This window comes from Corynebacterium tuberculostearicum SK141 (genome assembly GCF_000175635.1).
Lineage (GTDB): Bacteria > Actinomycetota > Actinomycetes > Mycobacteriales > Mycobacteriaceae > Corynebacterium > Corynebacterium tuberculostearicum_C.
The window spans coordinates 67,283-86,536 of the sequence record NZ_ACVP01000008.1; the positions used below are offsets into that span (position 1 = coordinate 67,283).

General features: G+C 58.2%; 19 protein-coding genes and 1 tRNA gene. 5 read left to right on the forward strand and 15 right to left on the reverse strand.

Translation table 11 applies throughout. From position 1 onward, the window contains the following. Positions 1 to 26 precede the first annotated feature (26 nt). The 6 genes from nrdE to CORTU0001_RS03220 form a co-directional block, all read right to left on the reverse strand. Positions 27 to 2,189 (reverse strand): class 1b ribonucleoside-diphosphate reductase subunit alpha, encoded by a 2,163-nt coding sequence (nrdE, locus tag CORTU0001_RS03195; RefSeq protein ID WP_005327331.1) that lies wholly within the window; start codon positions 2,187 to 2,189, stop codon positions 27 to 29. A gap of 53 nt (positions 2,190 to 2,242) precedes the next feature. Further along, on the reverse strand, positions 2,243 to 2,674 hold the full coding sequence (gene nrdI / locus CORTU0001_RS03200) for a class Ib ribonucleoside-diphosphate reductase assembly flavoprotein NrdI (protein ID WP_005327333.1): 432 nt from the start codon (positions 2,672 to 2,674) through the stop codon (positions 2,243 to 2,245). A 23-nt stretch (positions 2,675 to 2,697) separates the two neighbouring features. Further along, positions 2,698 to 2,937: a glutaredoxin-like protein NrdH gene (gene nrdH, locus CORTU0001_RS03205; RefSeq protein WP_005327334.1), complete on the reverse strand. Its 240-nt coding sequence runs from the start codon at positions 2,935 to 2,937 to the stop codon at positions 2,698 to 2,700. A gap of 307 nt (positions 2,938 to 3,244) precedes the next feature. Then, positions 3,245 to 4,150, reverse strand: coding sequence for an esterase/lipase family protein (locus tag CORTU0001_RS03210; RefSeq protein WP_005327335.1), 906 nt, complete (start codon positions 4,148 to 4,150; stop codon positions 3,245 to 3,247). A gap of 164 nt (positions 4,151 to 4,314) precedes the next feature. Then, positions 4,315 to 4,437 carry a type B 50S ribosomal protein L36 gene (gene ykgO / locus CORTU0001_RS03215; RefSeq protein WP_003847162.1) on the reverse strand — a complete coding sequence of 41 codons (123 nt, stop codon included), beginning with the start codon at positions 4,435 to 4,437 and terminating at the stop codon, positions 4,315 to 4,317. A gap of 120 nt (positions 4,438 to 4,557) precedes the next feature. After that, positions 4,558 to 5,913, reverse strand: coding sequence for a sugar porter family MFS transporter (locus CORTU0001_RS03220; protein ID WP_005327336.1), 1,356 nt, complete (start codon positions 5,911 to 5,913; stop codon positions 4,558 to 4,560). Between the two features lie 27 nt (positions 5,914 to 5,940). On the opposite strand from CORTU0001_RS03220, the gene nadE reads away from it, so the two are divergent. Beyond that, a complete protein-coding gene (nadE, locus tag CORTU0001_RS03225) occupies positions 5,941 to 6,762 on the forward strand; it encodes an ammonia-dependent NAD(+) synthetase (protein ID WP_005327337.1) in 822 nt (273 codons plus the stop codon). Here nadE and CORTU0001_RS03230 read toward each other — a convergent pair. Next, on the reverse strand, positions 6,759 to 7,484 hold the full coding sequence (locus tag CORTU0001_RS03230; RefSeq protein ID WP_005327338.1) for a fructosamine kinase family protein: 726 nt from the start codon (positions 7,482 to 7,484) through the stop codon (positions 6,759 to 6,761). The genes nadE and CORTU0001_RS03230 overlap by 4 nt on opposite strands. Before the next feature lie 30 nt (positions 7,485 to 7,514). Next, positions 7,515 to 7,922 (reverse strand): DUF805 domain-containing protein, encoded by a 408-nt coding sequence (locus tag CORTU0001_RS11910; RefSeq protein WP_341858032.1) that lies wholly within the window; start codon positions 7,920 to 7,922, stop codon positions 7,515 to 7,517. Positions 7,923 to 7,969: 47 nt separating this feature from the next. Between CORTU0001_RS11910 and CORTU0001_RS03240 the strand changes: the two genes are divergently transcribed. Next, complete coding sequence (locus CORTU0001_RS03240) at positions 7,970 to 8,878, forward strand: NAD(P)/FAD-dependent oxidoreductase (RefSeq protein ID WP_005327340.1); 909 nt, start codon at positions 7,970 to 7,972, stop codon at positions 8,876 to 8,878. A 53-nt stretch (positions 8,879 to 8,931) separates the two neighbouring features. Here the strand turns inward: CORTU0001_RS03240 and CORTU0001_RS03245 are convergent. From CORTU0001_RS03245 to pgm, 4 genes are all read right to left on the reverse strand, one after another. Next, positions 8,932 to 9,004: transfer RNA gene (locus CORTU0001_RS03245), tRNA-Ala, on the reverse strand. A 76-nt stretch (positions 9,005 to 9,080) separates the two neighbouring features. Then, complete coding sequence (locus CORTU0001_RS03250; protein WP_005323917.1) at positions 9,081 to 9,812, reverse strand: DsbA family protein; 732 nt, start codon at positions 9,810 to 9,812, stop codon at positions 9,081 to 9,083. A 54-nt stretch (positions 9,813 to 9,866) separates the two neighbouring features. Continuing rightward, on the reverse strand, positions 9,867 to 10,331 hold the full coding sequence (locus CORTU0001_RS03255; RefSeq protein WP_005323915.1) for a MauE/DoxX family redox-associated membrane protein: 465 nt from the start codon (positions 10,329 to 10,331) through the stop codon (positions 9,867 to 9,869). Positions 10,332 to 10,347: 16 nt separating this feature from the next. Further along, positions 10,348 to 11,964 (reverse strand): phosphoglucomutase (alpha-D-glucose-1,6-bisphosphate-dependent), encoded by a 1,617-nt coding sequence (gene pgm / locus CORTU0001_RS03260; protein ID WP_005327344.1) that lies wholly within the window; start codon positions 11,962 to 11,964, stop codon positions 10,348 to 10,350. Positions 11,965 to 12,100: 136 nt separating this feature from the next. On the opposite strand from pgm, the gene CORTU0001_RS03265 reads away from it, so the two are divergent. The 3 genes from CORTU0001_RS03265 to CORTU0001_RS03275 are packed head-to-tail and all read left to right on the forward strand — an operon-like array spanning position 12,101 to position 14,191. Next, positions 12,101 to 13,522: an alanine/glycine:cation symporter family protein gene (locus tag CORTU0001_RS03265; protein ID WP_005323911.1), complete on the forward strand. Its 1,422-nt coding sequence runs from the start codon at positions 12,101 to 12,103 to the stop codon at positions 13,520 to 13,522. A 10-nt stretch (positions 13,523 to 13,532) separates the two neighbouring features. Then, positions 13,533 to 13,835, forward strand: a complete 303-nt coding sequence (locus tag CORTU0001_RS03270; protein WP_005327346.1) for a fluoride efflux transporter family protein — start codon at positions 13,533 to 13,535, stop codon at positions 13,833 to 13,835. Beyond that, complete coding sequence (locus CORTU0001_RS03275) at positions 13,832 to 14,191, forward strand: fluoride efflux transporter FluC (RefSeq protein WP_005327348.1); 360 nt, start codon at positions 13,832 to 13,834, stop codon at positions 14,189 to 14,191. The genes CORTU0001_RS03270 and CORTU0001_RS03275 overlap by 4 nt, the downstream gene beginning before the upstream one ends. 50 nt (positions 14,192 to 14,241) lie before the next feature. Here CORTU0001_RS03275 and CORTU0001_RS03280 read toward each other — a convergent pair whose 3' ends face one another. The 3 genes from CORTU0001_RS03280 to CORTU0001_RS03290 form a co-directional block, all read right to left on the reverse strand. Further along, positions 14,242 to 16,785 (reverse strand): ABC transporter permease, encoded by a 2,544-nt coding sequence (locus tag CORTU0001_RS03280; RefSeq protein WP_005327350.1) that lies wholly within the window; start codon positions 16,783 to 16,785, stop codon positions 14,242 to 14,244. Beyond that, the gene (locus CORTU0001_RS03285) at positions 16,786 to 17,514 is read right to left on the reverse strand and encodes an ABC transporter ATP-binding protein (protein ID WP_005327352.1); all 729 of its coding nucleotides are present in this window, start codon (positions 17,512 to 17,514) and stop codon (positions 16,786 to 16,788) included. A 151-nt stretch (positions 17,515 to 17,665) separates the two neighbouring features. Continuing rightward, entirely contained in the window at positions 17,666 to 18,907 is a 1,242-nt protein-coding gene (locus tag CORTU0001_RS03290) for an HNH endonuclease signature motif containing protein (RefSeq protein ID WP_005327354.1), read from the reverse strand. Positions 18,908 to 19,254 lie beyond the last annotated feature (347 nt).

Below are 19,254 nucleotides of genomic sequence, written 5' to 3' on the forward strand. Positions count from 1 at the left end.
GTGCATCGAGGCGCCCTACTTGCGGTTTAGAGCATGCAGGATACGCAGCCCTCGACCTCGGTGCCCTCCAGCGCCATCTGGCGCAGGCGGATGTAATACAAGGTCTTAATGCCCTTGCGCCACGCATAAATCTGCGCGCGGTTGACCTCACGAGTGGTCGCGGTGTCCTTGAAGAAGAGCGTGAGCGATAGGCCCTGGTCCACATACTTGGTGGCTACGGCATAAGTATCGACGATTTTCTCGTAGCCGATTTCATAGGAGTCCTTGAAGTACTCCAGGTTGTCATTATCCATGTGCGGCGCCGGGTAGTAGACGCGGCCGATCTTGCCTTCCTTGCGGATCTCAATCTTGGAGGCAATCGGGTGGATGGACGAGGTGGAGTTATTGATATAGGAAATCGAGCCCGTCGGCGGCACCGCCTGCAGGTTGCGGTTGTATAGGCCGTACTTGGCCACGTCCTGCTTCAAATCCTCCCAGTCCTGGGCGGACGGGGTGTGGATCGAAGAGGCGTCGAAAAGCTCCTGCACCTTCTTGGTCTTCGGCTTGAACTCTTCCGGATCGTAGCGGTCAAAGAATTCGCCGGAGGCATACTCGGACTGCGGCAACTCCGTGAAGTACTCGCCGCGCTCGCGGGCGATCTTATTGGAGGCGCGCAGCGCCGCATACAGCACGGCCGCAAAGTAGGCGTTGGTGAAGTCCAGGCCCTCTTCCGAGCCGTACTCGATATGCTCGCGGCCCAAGTAACCGTGCAGATTCATCTGGCCCAGGCCAATGGCGTGGGACTCGTCATTACCACGGCGCACGGACGGCACGGAATCGATGGAGGTCTTATCCGCCACGGCGGTCAGGCCACGAATGGCGGTTTCCACCGTATTGGCGAAGTCCGGCGAATCCATGGTCATTGCGATATTCAGGGAACCCAAGTTGCAGGAAATATCGCTGCCCAGCTCCTCGTAGGTCAGGTCCGCGTTGAATTCGGATGCGGAGTTGACCTGCAGGATTTCCGAGCACAGGTTGGACATGTTGATCCACGAGGTCTTCACCGGGTTCGCGCGGTTTACGGTGTCCTCGAACATGATGTACGGGTAACCGGACTCGAACTGTAGCTCGGCCACGGTCTGGAAAAAGTGGCGGGCGTTAATCTTCTTCTTGCGGATGCGTGGGTCTTCCACCATCTCCTCATAGTGCTCGGTGACGGAAATGTCACCGAAGGCCTTGCCATAGACGCGCTCGACGTCATACGGCGAGAAGAGGTACATATCATCATTGCGCTTAGCCAGCTCAAAGGTGATATCCGGCACAACGATGCCCAGCGAGAGGGTCTTAATGCGGATCTTCTCATCCGCATTCTCGCGCTTAGTATCCAGGAAGTTCATGATGTCCGGGTGGTGCGCGTTGAGGTAGACCGCACCGGCACCCTGGCGGGCACCGAGCTGGTTGGCGTAGGAGAAGGAATCCTCCAGCAGCTTCATCACGGGGATGACGCCGGAAGACTGGTTCTCAATGTGCTTAATTGGTGCACCGGACTCGCGGATATTAGACAGCAGGAGGGCCACGCCGCCGCCGCGCTTGGAAAGCTGCAGCGCGGAGTTGATGGAGCGGCCGATGGACTCCATATTGTCCTCGATGCGCAGCAGGAAGCAGGAGACGAGCTCGCCGCGCTGGGCCTTGCCGGCGTTGAGGAAGGTCGGGGTAGCCGGCTGGAAGCGGCCGGTCATGATCTCGTCTACGAGGTGCTCGGCCAAGCCTGCGTCGCCGTCTGCCAAGAACAGGGCAGTCATGGACACGCGGTCCTCAAAGCGCTCGAGGTAGCGGCGGCCATCAAAGGTCTTCAGCGTGTAGCTGGTGTAGTACTTATACGCGCCCAGGAAGGACTTGAAGCGGAACTTATAGGAATAAGCGCGCTTGAATAGCTCCTTAATAAAGGAGAAATCATACTGCTCAATGACCTGCGGGTCGTAGTACTTGTTATTAATCAGGTAATCGATCTTTTCTTCCAGATCATGGAAGTAGACCGTGTTTTGATTAACGTGCTGCAGGAAGAATTGGTTAGCGGCCTCGCGGTCCTTTTCAAACTGAATCTTGCCGTTAGCATCGTAGAGATTCAGCATCGCGTTCAGAGCGTGGTAATCCAACTGCTCTTCTGGCTTTACTGGCTCGGCGACGGTCTTCCCCAATTGCGTACTCACAGCTGACAAGGCCTTTCTAAAAATCAGGATCTTTATTTAAGTCGTGGTGGGCGCTAGGCCGCGGCCTCGAGCCCAAGCTCGGCGGCGTTAGCCAATAAACCTTCACGACAAATTTTTATATCGTCATCGTTTCCCAGCAACTCGAAACGATATACATAGGGCACTTTACATTTGGCGCTGATGACGTCACCAGCCTTGCCAAAGTCGGCACCAAAATTGCTATTGCCACCCGCGATCACCGCGCGAATGAAACTACGGTTGTGCTCATCGTTCAGGAACTTAATTACCTGTGTGGGCACCGGCCGAGAGTTCTGGTGGCTAATGGACGCACCCCCGCCGTAGGTGGGGCACACCAAAACATAAGGCTCGTTGACTTTGAGGGGCTCGTCCGTGCGGCGCAACGGGATGCGCGCACTAGGAAAGCCCAGTTTCTGCACGAACCGGTGCGTATTTTCCGTCGCGGAGGAAAAATACACGACCAACATCGCTACTGGCCTCCCCTATTCCCCTAAGCGGATGCAGCCAGGGAAGCCAAGCCCTTGATACGGTCAGGGCGGAAACCGGACCAGTGCTCGCCATTAGCCTCAACTACCGGGGCCTGAACGTAGCCCAGTGCCATGACGTAGTCACGGGCTTCATCATCAACAGAAATATCGACCAAGTTGTAATCGAGACCGGCGCGGTCGAGGGCCTTCTTGGTGGCATTACACTGGACGCATGCTGGCTTGGTGTAAACGGTGATAGACATATAGATCCTTAAAGCTCCTGCATTGAAAAATTCGTCAGAGCGGGGAGCGTTTTCCCGCCTAAACGGGCGCTTCCTGCGCCGCTCTGAGCAACATCAACGACACTATACTTTGGGGGAAATACCCGCAACTAACACAATATGTAGTAGTTACAGCCATGGTATTCCCAGGATGGCACACTCCCGGACCCCACATGTTGACCACACCTACGGACAGCCATGAAACTACACCAATGGAATTCCTGCAGGTTTACCTGGCGTTCACCATTTTGTGTGCCAAAGTTCACATTTAAGGGGCTGGCGGCCCGCTCTAGGCCCCGCTTCTCGGCGCCCCCTCAGAGACGCAGGTCGACGGGTCCGGCCGCTCCCCCGGGGCGCGCTTCAGGCCAAAAATGACCTGACTCAACACCGTCTGGTTGGTCGGCAGCTTGTCGTGCCGAGGAGACACGCCGCAGACCTCGCCCAGGTCGAGGTTGACCACATCGGCGCCGTCGCCAAGCGCCAGCTGCGAAGAACTATTCGGAGTCACCGTCGTATCCCCCGGCGAGTAAATGGAGGTATAAAGCACGCCTGGCGCGGTATCTGGCAGCGCATTGAGCCGTTTAATAAACTCCGACCCCACTACTTGCTGAATGCCGGCCGTACTAGCCAGAAAAGCGGCGAGGTGCGGTGCGAAGGCAATGATTTTAGAGAGCGCCTCCCCCTGCCCGTTAAGCGTGGTGCCGTGGAAGTTGCCACCTAGCGCCACCGCATGGGACACATGACCCGCCCCATCATGCATCTGTGTATACGTCTTGATGTGCATACCGCCTTGGGAATGGCCCACCAAGTTCACCTTGTCCGAGCCAGTGACCTCGCGGACATAGTCCACCTGATCCGCAATTTCCGCGGCCGAATCATCCAGGTCCGCGATGGCTTTGACGCTTGGAATCATATTCTGCAAGGTGACATCATCGGCGCCGTAGTCAAAGGCCCACACGCACGCCCCCTGATCTTGCAAGAGGTGGATCAAATTTCCCCACACGGAAGCATTATTCGAGGTTCCATGCAGCAGCACAACGGGCTCAGTGATGTCCCCTGAAGGCACACAGGACGGGTCATTGATGCCAAGGGACTCCGGCGCAGAGGATTCCCACTGTGGCTCTGCGGCATGCGCCACTGGGGCAGACAATCCGAGGGCGGCGGCAGTGAGCGCGGCAACGATTCGCTGGGACATAATTCTTCTTTCTCACGGCATGGATCGACAAAATAATTATATTCATACATTTGTCTTTATGTTCACTTGGATTTAAAAGAATTTATCCTTTTGTGCCAGAGCTCACGCATAAAAAATCCGCCCCACTCCGGAAGCCGGAGGGAGCGGATGGAATCGCGTCTCAATTAGCCCTGACGAGCCTTGAAACGGGGATCCTTCTTGTTGATCACGAAGACCTTACCGTGGCGGCGAATAACCTGGGCGCCCGGCTTCTTCTTCAGCGACCGAAGGGACTTACGGACCTTCATCGGGCGCTCCTTTCGTTATGCGCAATCTACATGCGGTTGAATAAGTAAAGCACGGACTGGGAATCCCCAGCCATGACACGAGGAAAAATGTTACCTCACACGTCCGTCAATACCAAAACACTAAGGCTTCACGGGTGCGGACTCGCGCTCGTAGCGCGACTTCATTTCCTCGCCTACCTCATCCAGGCTACGTCCCATAGTCTCTGGAACCAAAACCTTGGTGTAGCCGATGGCGATGAGGCCGAAGACTCCGAAGACGATAAACGCCACCGGGCCGGTCAGCCACTCCACTAGCGGCAGGAAGTACTGCGCCACGGCCCAGTTGGTGGCCCATAGCGAGAGCCCCGCAATGCCCATGCCTAGGCCGCGCACCTGCAGTGGCACCAGCTCGGAGATGAGTAGCCAGGTAGTGGGCGATACTGCCGCCTGCTGAAAGGCGATAAACAGCGCCATGAATACCAACGAGACCATGGCCATAGCGGTGGAGTCCTGCGCATGAGAATAGGCAAAGGAGAGGATAAACAGCGAGACCACGTTGCCGGTCAGGCCGATCAGCAACAATCGCTTTCGCCCAATGCGGTCCACGACCTTCAGCCCCACCCAGCAAGCCAGCACGGATACCGTGCCGATAACGATGGAGGTATAAACCGAGTTAGCCGTGGAAATCCCCACCTGGTTCATCATGGTCGGCGCGAAGTACACGATGGCGTTGACGCCGGTAATCTGCTGCGTCAAGCCCATCAGCATGGCAAGCAGCACCGTAATCTGCATCCACCGATTGGCCTTCAGCGCCTTCCATTCGGATCCGCTGGACTTGCGCGCGGTCTCCTGCGAGGTCAGCTCCGAGATATCCATCCCGGCGCGCCCGGCAATCTCTTGGGCGCGGGGCATGCGCCCGTTGGTTGCCAGCCATACCGGCGTTTCTGGCAGAAACGCCATTCCGAGCGCCAGCGCCAGGCCCGGCACTGCGGCCAGGCCCAGCATCCACTCCCAGCTGCCGGTAGAGGCCAGCGCGGAGTTGACCAGGTAGGCCATCAACTGGCCCACCACAATCGCGAGGGTATTGAGCGAGACCATGCGCCCGCGCACCTTGGCGGGCACGATCTCCGCGATGTACATGGGAGACACGATGGACACTGCACCCACGGCAAAGCCCAAGAAGGTACGCGCCGTTGCCAGCATTCCCACCGAGCCGGAAAGCGCACACCAGATAGAACCCAGCACGAAAATGATGCCGCCTGCAATCAGCGTGAAGCGGCGCCCATACCTATCGGCGATGCGCCCGGCCGTCAGCGCCCCTACTGCAGCACCCACGAGCAGCATCGAGGTCACCCAGCCCTCTTGGTGCGCGCTCATGTCGAATGCGGGGCTAATAAAAAGCAAGGCACCGGACATCACGCCGGTGTCGTATCCAAATAGCAGCCCACCCAGGGCCGCTATGCCAGCTACTACCTTGACATAAACTTCCTTATTCACAGCACAATATTGTGTCAGGCGGCTACCATGAACGTCATGTCGAATGATGCCGAAAACCTGCAGCAAACCATCATAAAAGCCCTGGGTGTGCGCCCCTTTATCGATCCAGAAGCGGAAGTGCAGCGCCGCGTGGACTTCCTGGTTGATTACCTGCGCACCACCGGCGCTAAAGGCTACGTGCTGGGTATTTCCGGCGGCCAGGATTCCACCTTGGCGGGCAAGCTCGCGCAGCTGGCGGTGGAGCGCGTCGACGGCGCGGAGTTTTGGGCCGTGCGCCTGCCCCACGGCGTGCAGGCCGATGAGGACGATGCCCAGATTGCCTTGGATTTCATCCAGCCCGATCACCGCCCCACCGTCAATATCAAACCGGCCACCCTCGCCCTCGACGAACAGGTGGCGGATGCGCTGCAGCTTGCCGACGTCACCGATTTCAACCGCGGCAATACCAAAGCCCGCCTGCGCATGACCGCCCAATATGCCATCGCCGGTGAGGTCGGCGCGCTAGTCATCGGCACCGACCATGCGGCAGAGAACGTCACCGCCTTCTTTACCAAGTGGGGCGATGGCGCGGCGGATCTCCTCCCCCTAGCCGGCCTTAATAAGCGCCAAGGCGCCGCCCTCCTAGAGCACCTCGGCGCCCCACGCTCTACCTGGGAGAAGGTTCCCACCGCGGACTTGGAGGACGATAAGCCCCAGCTTCCCGACGAAGAAGCCCTCGGGGTCACCTACGCCCACATCGATGACTACCTGGAGGGCAAGGCGGTTCCCGACGCCGCCCGCGAACGCATCGAAACCTTATGGCACCGCGGCGCCCACAAGCGCATCATGCCGCAGGGACCGAACCTTTAGGCCAGCTCCTCCAAGGTCGCGGCCGCCGCGCGCTCCAGCGGCCGGTTATAGCTGGCGCCGTGCGTCAGCGCATGCACCGCCAACGGATGCAGCTGGTGCATGGGAATCCACTTTTCGATGTCCTTCGGCGCACCATAGCCCCGGAAAATCTCCTCAAGGTACGGTGCCCCGAAAAGTGCCAACATCCCCAAATCCGTATGCGGGTGCCCACCATGGGCGGCGGGGTCAATCATGATGCCGCCATCCGCGCCAAAAAGCAGGTTTCCCGCCCATAGATCGCCGTGGATGCGCGCCGGTGCCACATCCCAACTGCGCGCGGCGATGGCATCGCAGGCACGCCTTACCAAGTCCAACTGCGCCGCACTAATCCCTGCCAGTTCCGCGAAGGGCAGCACTCGCTGTTCAACATAGAACTCGCCCCAATTATCCGTCGGGATGCAGTCTTGCTCGATACTGCCGATGAAGTTCTTGCCTTTCCACTCGGTAGGAGGCGTGCCAAAGGCTTCGGCTCCCGCACGGTGCATGCGCGCCAGCTCTGCACCAAACTTGCGGGCCACCTCCGGCGTAGGCATGACCTCGTCCACGCGCTCGGTAACGATTTCTAGCCCGTCGGCACTCACGACGTTGACCACCGCGTCGGTGGCCTCCCCGAGCCACCGCAATCCAGCCGCCTCGGCACCTGCTTGATCCGTGTCGCGTACTCGCTTTGAAAAAGTCTGCATGCCGCCCAGCCTAATCGGGCAAGGAAAATTTTAAAGCGCCGCGGGGTCCTGCGTGGGCAGGGCCATCATAAAGAGCAACGCGATTCCACCGAACACGGGAATGAGCCCAATCAGGCATAACAGGCCCGTCCGCCCGGAATCGTGCAGCCGCCGGCATATCAAGGAAACGACTGGAATCACAAGTACCGCCTCTGCAATAGTCTCAATATCCACGCCGAAGTGCCGATCGATAATGCCGATTGCCACAGAAATCAGCACGAGGAAACCAAAGACCCACCAAAACTCACTCATGGACGCTCGGCCACGGAAGTTGAAGTACTTTACAAAGAACCTGCCTACCGCCTGTACAGGTGAGGCCCCATAGATCGCTTCGCGTGTAAAGAACCCTGTGGAATCATGATTCATTCTGCGCGCGAGCCCCTTTGATGTTGACTGCATATACTCGGCTGCGCACCATGCTACCCACTTCCTATAAAGGAGGAGCAATGTACTCGGACGTCATCATCATCGGCGGTGGCTTTGCCGGCACCGCAGCCGCCATCACCTTGGCCCGCGCTAACCGCAATGTTCAGTTAATCGATTCCGGGGCTCCCCGGAATCGCTTCAGTGACCATGCCCACGGCATCCTTGGCCTCGACGGCGCGTCTCCTGCCGAACTGCTCCACCGCGGTCACGCGGAGGTCAAGAAATTCGGCGGAACCATTTCCCGGGGCTTGGTGGAGAAACTCACCCGCACTTCCGAGCACGGACCTTGGCAGGCAAAACTTGCCAGCGGCGAGGTCCTCGAGTCCCGCCACGTTCTCGTCGCGACGGGGCTCACGGACAAGCTCCCTGCAGTCCCCGGCCTCAGCGATTTGTGGGGCACCAGGGTCTTTCACTGCCCGTACTGCCACGGCTACGAAGTCACCGGAAAGAAGGTTGCGCTCATCGGCGGCGCGAACCCGCCTTTTACCATCCGCATCAGCAAACTGCTGTCCAAGTGGACGAGCACACTGACCTTTTACCCCAACGGCCTTGAGCTAACCGATCTTGATCGCACTCAACTCGCCGGATTGGGCGTAGAGGTAAACGATGCGCAAGTGACACAAGTCCGGCCAGAGGAGGCGTCGTCGACCGGCGTTGTAGTGCAAAGCTCCACTGGAGAAGACACCTATGAAGCATGCTTTACCGGGCCCGATTTTCTACCCAATGACGCACTGTTGCGGGATGCCGGCTGCGAATCAACATATGGCTGGGTCAGCGTAGAGCGTGGCCAGACCTCGGTACCGCGCCTGTGGGCGGCCGGCAATGTGGTCAGCTCCCCAGACCAGGTCTCGCAAGCGATGGGCAGCGGCGCGGCCGTCGGCATCGCCATCGATCAGCGCATGCTCGATGAAGATCTAGCGGAGCTCTAGCCCACCGCAACAAAGAAAAAGGAGAGGAACTAATGTTCCTCTCCTTTATATTGTGGAGCTAACGGGATTCGAACCCGTGACCCCCACACTGCCAGTGTGGTGCGCTACCAGCTGCGCCATAGCCCCTCAAGCGAGGTGCAACCCTGTGGGCTGCAACTCGCTTAAATATACATGGAGGGTATTTAACTCTCCAAATCGCCTGCTACTTAGTGACGATCTCTACCCAGTCACCCAGGTTCTTGCCGGCCTTTTGATCCTTTTCGGATGGAACATCCTTGCCATTTTGGACAATGCGCGGCGAAGAGACCGAGCCGGTTTCTTTATCGAGCTTGTCATAGTTGGTCTTTGCCACCTTATTGCCCTGCTTGATATCCACGTCCTTCATGGACTCAACAACATCGTCTTCTGCGCCAAGCTCCTTGGCTTGGTCAGCGATGTCTCCGGTCTCCCACTTATTAGCAACACTTTGCTGATTTTGCATGAGGAAGTCACGCAAATTCCAGTAGGTTTTGACGTCGCCGGACTTTGCCAACTCCGACATAGCGGCTGCCGCCTTTGTGGAGTAGCCGTCTTGGCCTTCAATATCCTTGCCATCCAGGAAGTTGAGGGTGCGCACATGGACGATCAGCTTGCCATCTTCTATGGCCTGCTTCATGTCACCGTCGGTAGCTGCAGCCAATTCAGCACAGTGCGGGCAGGAGTAATCTTCGTACAGATCTACCTCAGGGGTATCGTCCGTAGCATTCTCGCCCTTCAGCGTGATAGCGCCGTCGCTGTACTCCATGGTCATATTGACGTCTTCGATGCCGTCATCGGACTGTTTACCGTTCCACACGATGTAGCCAATGACAACGGCAATAATGACGAGGAGCACGCCGACTCCCCAAATAAATCCGTTGCCACCCTTGGCGTTCGGGTCAGATACTTTGCTCATTTGAACCTTGCCTTTGCAATTCTTCGGACTCGATCAGCCTACCTTGCCCAACTACTAGGGGTGAAGGGCAAACTTGGTGAAGGGGCGCTTGATGGTCCATAGGGTCAGGAATAGATATGCGGCGTCGCGCAGCAGCGTCTTCGCATAATCCATTCCTCGGTCAGGATTTTGGGCGTCAAAGCCAAAGCAGCCGCAGTCAATATCCAGTCCACGGGCCCAAGCTTGTGCGATGCCCACCATAAAGAGCAGCAACACGACGGTGGCCACGATGGAGGACTTTCGCAAAAACAGCCCGAGCAGCAAGAGCACGCCACCGATAACCTCTAAAGGGCCAATGACCGTTGCGAGGTAAAGAGCCCAATCAGGCGTAAAAATGTCATAGCCCTTGATGGCCTGGGTCATGTCTAGAGTCTTACCCAGCTTATGCACGCCGGCATCAATCCACACCCAAGCCATAAAAAACCGGGCGATGAAGCTGATGACATCAAGCACCAGCTTCCCATTAATCTTGCTACTCACGAGGATGAGTTTAGCGTTAACCCTTTAAAACATGGGAAACAACTCCCTGTGCTTCTGCTTGCACTTGCTTGAGATGTTCCTCACCCAAGAAAGACTCGGCATAGATTTTGTACTTATCTTCCGTGCCGGAAGGACGAGCGGCGAACCAGGCATTTTCCGTCGCTACCTTCAGGCCGCCAATGGCCGCACCGTTGCCGGGCGCCTCCGTCAGCTTGGCCACGATGTCCTCGCCCGCCAGTTCCGTTGCGGTGACCTTGTCCGGAGACAGCTTCTTGAGGATGGCCTTCTGCTCGCGGTTCGCGGGGGCGTCGGTGCGAGCATAGGCTGGGGCACCGAATTTTTCCGCCAGCTCCGCATAGCGCTGAGACGGTGTCTTGCCCGTCACCGCGGTGATCTCCGCGGCGAGCAGGTCCATAATGATGCCATCCTTATCGGTGGACCACACGGAGCCATCGAAGCGGAGGAAAGACGCACCGGCGGATTCTTCGCCACCGAAGCCAATGGTGCCTTCGACCAATCCCGGCACAAACCACTTGAAGCCGACGGGAACCTCCACCAATTCGCGTCCCAAGCTTTTCACCACGCGGTCAATCATGGAGGAGGACACCAAAGTCTTGCCCACACCGGCGCTCCCCCACTGCGGGCGGTGACTAAAGAGGTACTCGATAGCCACGGCAAGGTAGTGATTGGGGTTCATCAAGCCCGCATCGGGAGTGACAATGCCATGGCGATCCGCATCGGCGTCGTTGCCGGTGGCGAGGTCAAAGTTAGAGCGGGCGTCGATAAGCGAGGCCATAGCATCCGGCGAGGAACAATCCATGCGGATCTTGCCGTCCGTATCCAAGGTCATAAAGCGGAAAGTAGAATCCACCTCCGGATTCACCACGGTCATGTTGAGCTCGTAGTGGTCAGCGATGGCCTGCCAATAGTCCACGGAGGCGCCACCCATGGGATCGGCACCGATGCGCAGGCCGGAATCTTTAATGGCCTGCATATCCACCACGTTCTTCAGGTCAGCCACGTAGTTGTGCACGTAGTCGTGCTTCACGCAGCGCTCGTCCAGCACGCCCGCGACAGACGTCCGCTTCACGCCCTCCAACCCGGCGCGCAGGTACTCGTTCGCGCGGCCCGCAATCCAATCCGTGGCCTGAGCGTCGGCCGGGCCACCGGTAGGCGGGTTGTATTTGAAGCCGCCATCGCGGGGAGGATTATGGGACGGAGTAATCACGATGCCATCGGTGCCGGGGTGAGTCAGGATAGCGTGGGAGACCGCTGGGGTCGGCGTGTAGCGGCCGCGATCATCGACGCGAACCTCCACCCTATTGGCCAGCAGCACCTCAAGGGCGGAGACCATGGCAGGCTCGGACAGCGCGTGGGTATCTCGGCCGATGAAAATCGCCCCAGCAACGCCTTGTTCCGCGCGGTAATCCACAATGGCCTGGGTAATCGCTAGGATATGAACCTCATTAAAGGCGCAATCGAGCGCTGAGCCGCGGTGGCCGGAAGTACCGAAGGACACCTGCTGATCCGGGTCCTCCGCATCTGGGGTGCGGGTGTAGTAGGCGGTGACCAATTCTGCGATATCAATAAGATCCGTGGGCTGTGCCAGCGTACCGGCGCGCTCGTGGGCCATGGCGTGCTCCTTGAAGGGTTGGGGTGGTATGCAATTCCAGCTTGCCCGCTCTCCCGTGGTTGCGCAGGACGAATATTCCCCCGGCTGGGGGTATAGGCAAATTTACTCCATTTCTATAGTTCGCTAGATTTGCAGAATGGACTCGCTTAATTCCATCCTCTCCGCCATCAGCACCGTGGTGTGGGGACCATTCATCCTCATTCCCCTCCTACTGGGCACCGGCTTATGGCTGACCATTCGTTTGGGAGGACTCCAATTCCGAGCGCTGGGCCGCGCGACGCGTCACGTTTTTGCCACAGACCCTGACGAACAGTCCACCGAGGGTGATATTTCCAATTATCAGGCGCTGACCACCGCCCTTGCCGCTACCGTAGGCGTGGGAAACATCGTGGGCGTGGCCACCGCGTTGTCGATCGGCGGCCCTGGCGCACTGGTATGGATCTGGATTACCGGCCTCGTGGGCATGGCATCCAAGTACACCGAGGCCTACCTGGGTGTGCGTTTTCGCACCACGGATTCCAAGGGCGAGATGTCCGGCGGGCCGCAGCAATACCTAAAGCGTGGCATCCCCGGACCACTCGGATCGGTACTCGCAGTATTCTTTGCCATCTTTGCAATTTGCGCCTCCTTTGGCATCGGCAACCTCGCCCAAGCCAATGCTGTGGCCACCAATATGGAATCAACCTTCGGTATCGCCCCAGCGGCCACCGGTGCAATCCTCTTCGTCTTGGTGGGATCCGTACTCCTCGGCGGAATCCACGCCATCGGGCGCATTACCGCCGCCTTCGTCCCGTTGATGATCATCGTCTACGTCCTGGGCGGGCTCTATGTAATCTTCTCGCATGCCGCGGAGATCCCCGCCGCCTTTGCGATGATTTTCAGCGATGCCTTCACCGGCACCGCCGCGGGTGGCGGGTTCGTGGGCTCCACCATCATGATGGCCATCCAATACGGTGTTGCCCGCGGCATCTTCTCCAATGAATCCGGCATGGGTTCCGCCGCCATCGCCGCCGCGGCTGCCAAGACCCCGCACCCGGCGCGCCAGGGGTTGGTATCGATGACCCAGACCTTCATTGACACCATCATCGTGGTCACCATCACCGGCTTGGTCATTGTGGTGGGCGGTACCTGGGATATGGGCCGCGACGAGGCTGGAATCATGACGGCCGAGGCCTTTTCTCGCGTACTCCCAGGTGACTGGGGTGGCACCATCGTTTCGCTCTCCATTATCTTCTTCGCCTTTTCCACCATCATGGCCTGGGCGTATTACGGCGAGCGTTCCTTGGAGTCCCTTTGCGGCCGCAAGGCTTCTATCCCCTACCGCATGTTTTTCGCGTGCCTGCTCTTTGTCGGCTCCGTCTCGGAGCTCGAGCTCGCTTGGACCTTCTCCGACCTAGCTAATGGCCTCATCGCCATCCCGAACCTCATTGGCCTGCTCCTGCTCTCCGGCCTCGTGGCCCGCGAAACCAAGGCCTACCTAGCCTTTGACCCCAAGCTCAATAAGCCAGTGGATGAGGTGCGCGTGTTCGTAAAGTCCCAGGGGATGGACTGGAAGTAACATAGGCCGCATGCCTCAGTTCCTCGTCGTGGGTGCTGGCGCTGCGCTCGGCGCGGTAGCCAGGTACCTCCTCTCCGCCGCGCTCGGCGGCGGCATGCTCCCGCTGCTCGTCATCAATATCCTCGGCAGTGCCCTCATGGGCTACTTCCGCCCCGGCCCCTTTTGGGGCACCGGCGTGCTCGGCGGTTTCACCAGCTTCGCCACCTTCGCTTTCCTGACCTCCGAGGCCCATTGGACCGTGGCCCTGGCCTATGTCCTTGCCACCATCATCGGCTGCGTGGGCGGCTACCTGGCAGGTGACAAGCTGCGATGAATCTTCTCTGCGTCCTTCTCGGCGGCTTCATCGGCGGCAGCCTGCGCTATGGCTTTACCCGGCTTATCCCCGCCCCCTACTGCACCTTCGTGGCGAATATTTTGGGTTCCCTAGCCCTTGGCCTGGCCTATGGTTTCACCCAGCTTGCCGACGTCCCCCTTCTCCACCCCTTCCTCGCCCTCGGCCTCGCCGGTGGCCTATCTACCTGGTCCACATTGGCGAAGGAACTGGGCGAGATGACCAAACGCAAGCAGTGGTGGCGACTGTGTAAGTACCTCTTCTGGACCATTGGCCTCGGCATCGTTCTAGCCTGGCGCGGCACCATCTGGGCGGCCCGCATTTATCACGGCATATAAGCAAAATGGTCTCATTCTCCGCGCGAAGAATGAGACCATTAGCTGTATACCTAGTCCGCGATTGCCTCCAATGGCGGCGTCTTTGCCGCACGGTTCGACGGCCAGACGGCCGCGATAATGCCAACGATGGCCGATCCCACCAGCATAATGAGCACCATCGCCCACGGAATCTGCGCGGAATCCAATCCCTCATCACCGAGGATCTCGATGAAGGACCAGCCCAAGCCGAGGCCGATAAGGATGCCCATCACCGCGCCGAAGAGCGCAATCTGCACCGATTCAAGAGTGATCATCGTACGGATCTGGCGGCGCTGCGTACCCACGGCACGCAACATACCAATCTCCTGGCGTCGCTCAATAACACCCAAGGTCAAGGTATTAACAATACCCAGCACGGCAATAATCACTGCTAGGGCAAGCAGACCATACAAGATGGAAAGCATCTGGTCGATGAATCCGGCGGCTTGGCCCGCATACTCCTCGCCAGAATTAACCTGAACCACGACCAAATCCTTGACCGCATCCTCCAGGTTATGGCGCAGTTCTTCCTTGTCATAGCCTTCTTGACCCAAGACGCCCACCATTTGGACGGTAAAGGATTTCTCCGGTGCGACATTTTCAGCCACATCCTGCGAGAGCACCATATTCTGCACCACTTCGGTGGGCTTAAAGATGCCGACCAGTTTGGCCTCGGCCTTCTTGTCCTTTTCCGCAGAAGCTACCTTATAGGTCTCTCCTACCTTCCAGCCGTGTTCCTTGGCAAAGTCTTCGGTAGCAATGAATCCCTTATCCAAGTTGGCATCGCCCTCTACCATGTCGAGCGCAATCATCGACGATGGATCACCATCCGCGGTCATCGTCTGTTGGAATTGCGGACCATAATCCATCGATGCTTGACCATCCACGGTTACTGGAGCCATACCGATGGTGATGGCCTTATCTACACCCTCGGCCTCAGCCGCACGCTTACCAGTGTCCTTCGGTGTTGGGAATTCACCGGAGCTAGGGCCAGAAAGCAGGTAATCAGAAGTGATGTTCTGCTCCACGGTATCGGCCACAGAAGACTTCATAGTTGCGCCAAGCATGCCAATGGCGGTCACTAGGGCCACGCCCAAGGTCAGCGCAAATGCGGTGGCTGCCGTACGGCGCGGATTGCGACGCGAGTTGGTCGCCGCCAGTGAACCAATAGCGCCAAACGGTGCCCCGATTGCCTTGCCCACCGTCGGCACCAAAGGCAACGACAAAGCAGGGCCGGCTAAGAAGAATCCCACGATGACGCCGAATGCGCCGACGCCGACGAGGATGGCGCGGACGCTGGTTTCGCCGTCGGAAAGCACGCCTGCCAACGCCGCAACAATACCCACCAGCAAGATAATGGCACCGAAAATCGTGCGTACCTTCAGCGAAGTTCCGGAAGCAGATTCGGTAGTGCGCATTGCCTCCACCGGCTGTACGCGGCCCGCGCGCCGTGCCGGCGCCCACGCGGATACAACCGTCACGATGGTGCCCAAAATAATTGGAACTACGATGGCCGAAACGCTCAGGCCCAAGCCGCCATCGAGTGACATTCCCTGCGCGCTCATGACTGCCTTAATGATTGCGACCAAACCCATACCCGCAATCACGCCAACAATGGAGCCCAGAACGCCAACAATGGCGGACTCCACCACCACCGAGTTTGTAATCTGGCGACGGGAAGCACCCAGCGCACGCAAGAGAGCAAACTCCTTGGTGCGCTGCGCGACAATCATCGAGAAGGTATTAGCAATGATGAAGGTGCCCACCAGCAGCGCAATCAGGCCAAACGCGATGAGGAAGTAATTGATGAACTTCAAGGCAGAGGACATCATCTCCGAGGTCTCCTCAGCCAGGCGCTCACCCGACTCCGCCTTGACTTCATATTTCTCGTTCAGGTGGTCCACCAAGGCATTCGCATCCACTCCATCGGCTGCCGAGACCTTGAGCTGGCTCGGATCACCGTAGCGCTCCAGGTAATCCTTTTCAGCCATGCTCAGTACGATGCTCTCGCCCTGGTCTACCGCAGGCTCCGAGATGCCAGAAACGGTAACCGTATCCTGCTCATCGGGGTGAACCACAGTCAGCTTCTGCCCCACGGAAATGTCGTACTTGTCGGCCGCGGAAGAGTTGATGAGGACCTCGTCCTTACCGCTAGGCTCCTCGCCCTCCTTCAGCTCATCGGCGCCACCAACGACCTTGTCTTCCGGGTAGAACGGGACAACACTGGCCGTGCCGCCCTGGGTTTGATAAGCCTCCGAGTTCTCATCGGCCACGACAACGGTCTCCGAATCCGCGATATTGATGTTCTTGACATCCTTATCGTCAGCCAACTTCTGGCGCAGTTTGTCATCCAGTTTCGCGCCATTGTCGTCCTTTTGGCTCACCACTGCATCCACGCCGCGGAACTGATTGTCCACGGCGGAGTCAAACGTAGACTTTAGCGAATTGGTGAACATGAACGAGCCGGCGATAAACGCGGTGCCCAAAACCACCGCGAGAATCGTCAGCCCAAGGCGCAATTTATGCGCCACAATATTACGCAGAGACACTCTGCGCATTGCGTTTCCGCGTGCCATTTAGCCCTCAATCTCCGCCATTACCTGGTGAATGGCCTCCATCGTCGGATTGTGCAACTCATTCACTAGCTTGCCGTCAGCAAGGAAAACCACCCGGTCCGCATATGAGGCGGCCTTGGCATCGTGTGTCACGATGACCACTGTTTGGTCGTCCTTATCCACCGCGGTTCGCAAAATGTCGAGCACCTCGGCCGAAGAATTCGAGTCCAGGTTGCCCGTTGGCTCATCGCCGAAGATGATTTCTGGCCGAGAAACCAATGCACGAGCACAGGCCACGCGCTGCTGCTGTCCGCCAGACAATTCAGCTGGGCGGTGTTCCAGGCGCTCCGCAAGGCCAAGGCGGCTAGTGACCTCCTCAAACCACTGCTTATCGACGCCCTTACCCGCAATATCCGTAGGCAGCGTAATGTTTTCCGCCGCAGTCAGCGTGGGCACAAGGTTAAAGGACTGGAAAATAAAGCCCAGCCGGTCACGACGCAGGGCCGTAATGTCTTTGTCATTGAGCGCCGACATATCGGTATCACCGATAAATGCTGATCCGGAGGTCGCTGAATCGAGACCAGCCATGGTGTGCATCAGCGTCGACTTACCGGAACCCGATGGGCCCATGATCGCCGTGAATTCGTTCTTGCCGAATTCAATGGATACATGATCAAGAGCGACGACAGCTGTGTCATCGCTTCCGTATTGCTTAAACAAGTCAACGGCGCGAGCCGCAGCATCATTCATGAGACAAATTCTCCTTGTAAATGGGAAATTACCTATTTAAGTCTAGCGACCGTGGCCTCCGGCCAACATCATCCCTGAGGAGGAAAACGGCATACGAGAGCCCGGCACCACCGTTCTCGTGGGTCTCACACTGCGGGCTCCGGCCTACTTCCTAGCCCTCCTTTCTCTGTGTTCGTTGTTGTTGGTGTGTGAGGTATTGGGCCCAGGTGTGGTTCCAGTGGGTTTGGTGTGTGGCTAGTGGTCCGGTGGGGTGGTCTAGTTGGTAGGTACCGTCGTGGTGGAGCCAGGCGATGGTGCCGGTAATCGGGTCGAGGATGTAATGGATTCTGCGGTCGGTTTTGATGTTGTGGTGGTGTTGGCAGAGGTTTACTAAATTGTCTGGGCTGGTTGGCCCGCCGAGGTGGTATTCGATGCGGTGGTCGAGTTGGCACCGGGTGGCGGGGACGGTACAGCCGGGCCAGCGGCAGGTAGCGTCTCTGCCTTGGGTGTAGGCGCGGATGTCGGTGGTGGGGGTGTACGAGTCTGCCTCGTCGGCTAAGAGTCGGTGGATGAAGGTGTTGTCTGTGGGGGCATGGTTGAGGTTTATCCATCCGGCACCGGGGTGGAAGACGAGGTTGGCTTTCTCGTTTGTGGTGAAGGTGTTGATGGCAACACTGGTGTGGGCGTCTTCCAAGATGAGGTCGATGAGTGCTTGTGCTGCGGTGGTGGTGGTCTGGTTGGTGTAGGCGTCGATGTGGCGGGCGATGATGGTGGCGGTGGCACTATCGCAGGTCAAAGATAGTGTGGTGGTGTTATCCGGGTTGTAGTTGATGCGCAGACGCGGTTCGGGTTGTTGTTCTTTGTCTTCGGGGCGCAGGTGGGTGTCGATGAAGGTGCGAATGAAGCGGCGAAGGTCGGCGTCGGTGGGGACTGTTTGGTTGGGTGTGGTGGGGGTCAGAAAGTCTGCGAGTGCGGCGTCGATGGCTTCGAGGTGGTCTGGGTTGTCTTCTAGGCGGGTGAGTTCGCGGTCGATGATGCGCAGTTTGGTCAGGTCGAGTATCCAGTGCTGGCCTTGGACTTGCGTAACGAGGGGTAGTTGCCGCATGCGGAAGTGAGCGCGCAGGAAGCCTAGAAGCTTGAAGTAAGAGATGCCGAGGTCTTTGGCGAGGCTGATAAGGCTCAGGTCAACATCCTCGTCTAGTTGGGGGAGGATGGCTCGGTAGAGGAACCAGGAGGTTTTGCGGGTGTAGGTGCCGGCTTTGCCGATGTGGTTGCCGGGTGCGTTGGTGGTGTAGAACGCTTCCGGCACATCACCATCGTCTAGGGGACCGGTATCGGGGTGATCGGAAATGAGGAGGGTGTCTGGGTAGTCGAGGGTGGTATCTGGTTCGGGTTGGGTGAGTGTGGCAGTCATGGACGGGGCACTCCAGCAGAGAAGAACAGTAGTCGTATGTGTTTTCTAACGAGTGCCTTTATAGTATCCCGACTAGTGGACATGTGCCTCGGGTGGGGGTGTTTATGTTCGAATAGGATACCCTAAACCTGCAGGGATCCCCAGAGTCGCACCACAACCAACAGCGGGGGTAAAAGCAAAGGTTGAGGGTTCGTTGCCTACTACTCCCCCAGGCAAGCACGTGCAGCATAACGACGTCTAAGGGCAATGAACGAGTGTGACCAAGCGTCGTCGCGCAACGACGGCTTCCGTAAAACGTGGAAAAAGGGAAGGGGACGGTGGTGTTCCGTCCTCTTCCCTTTCTTGGG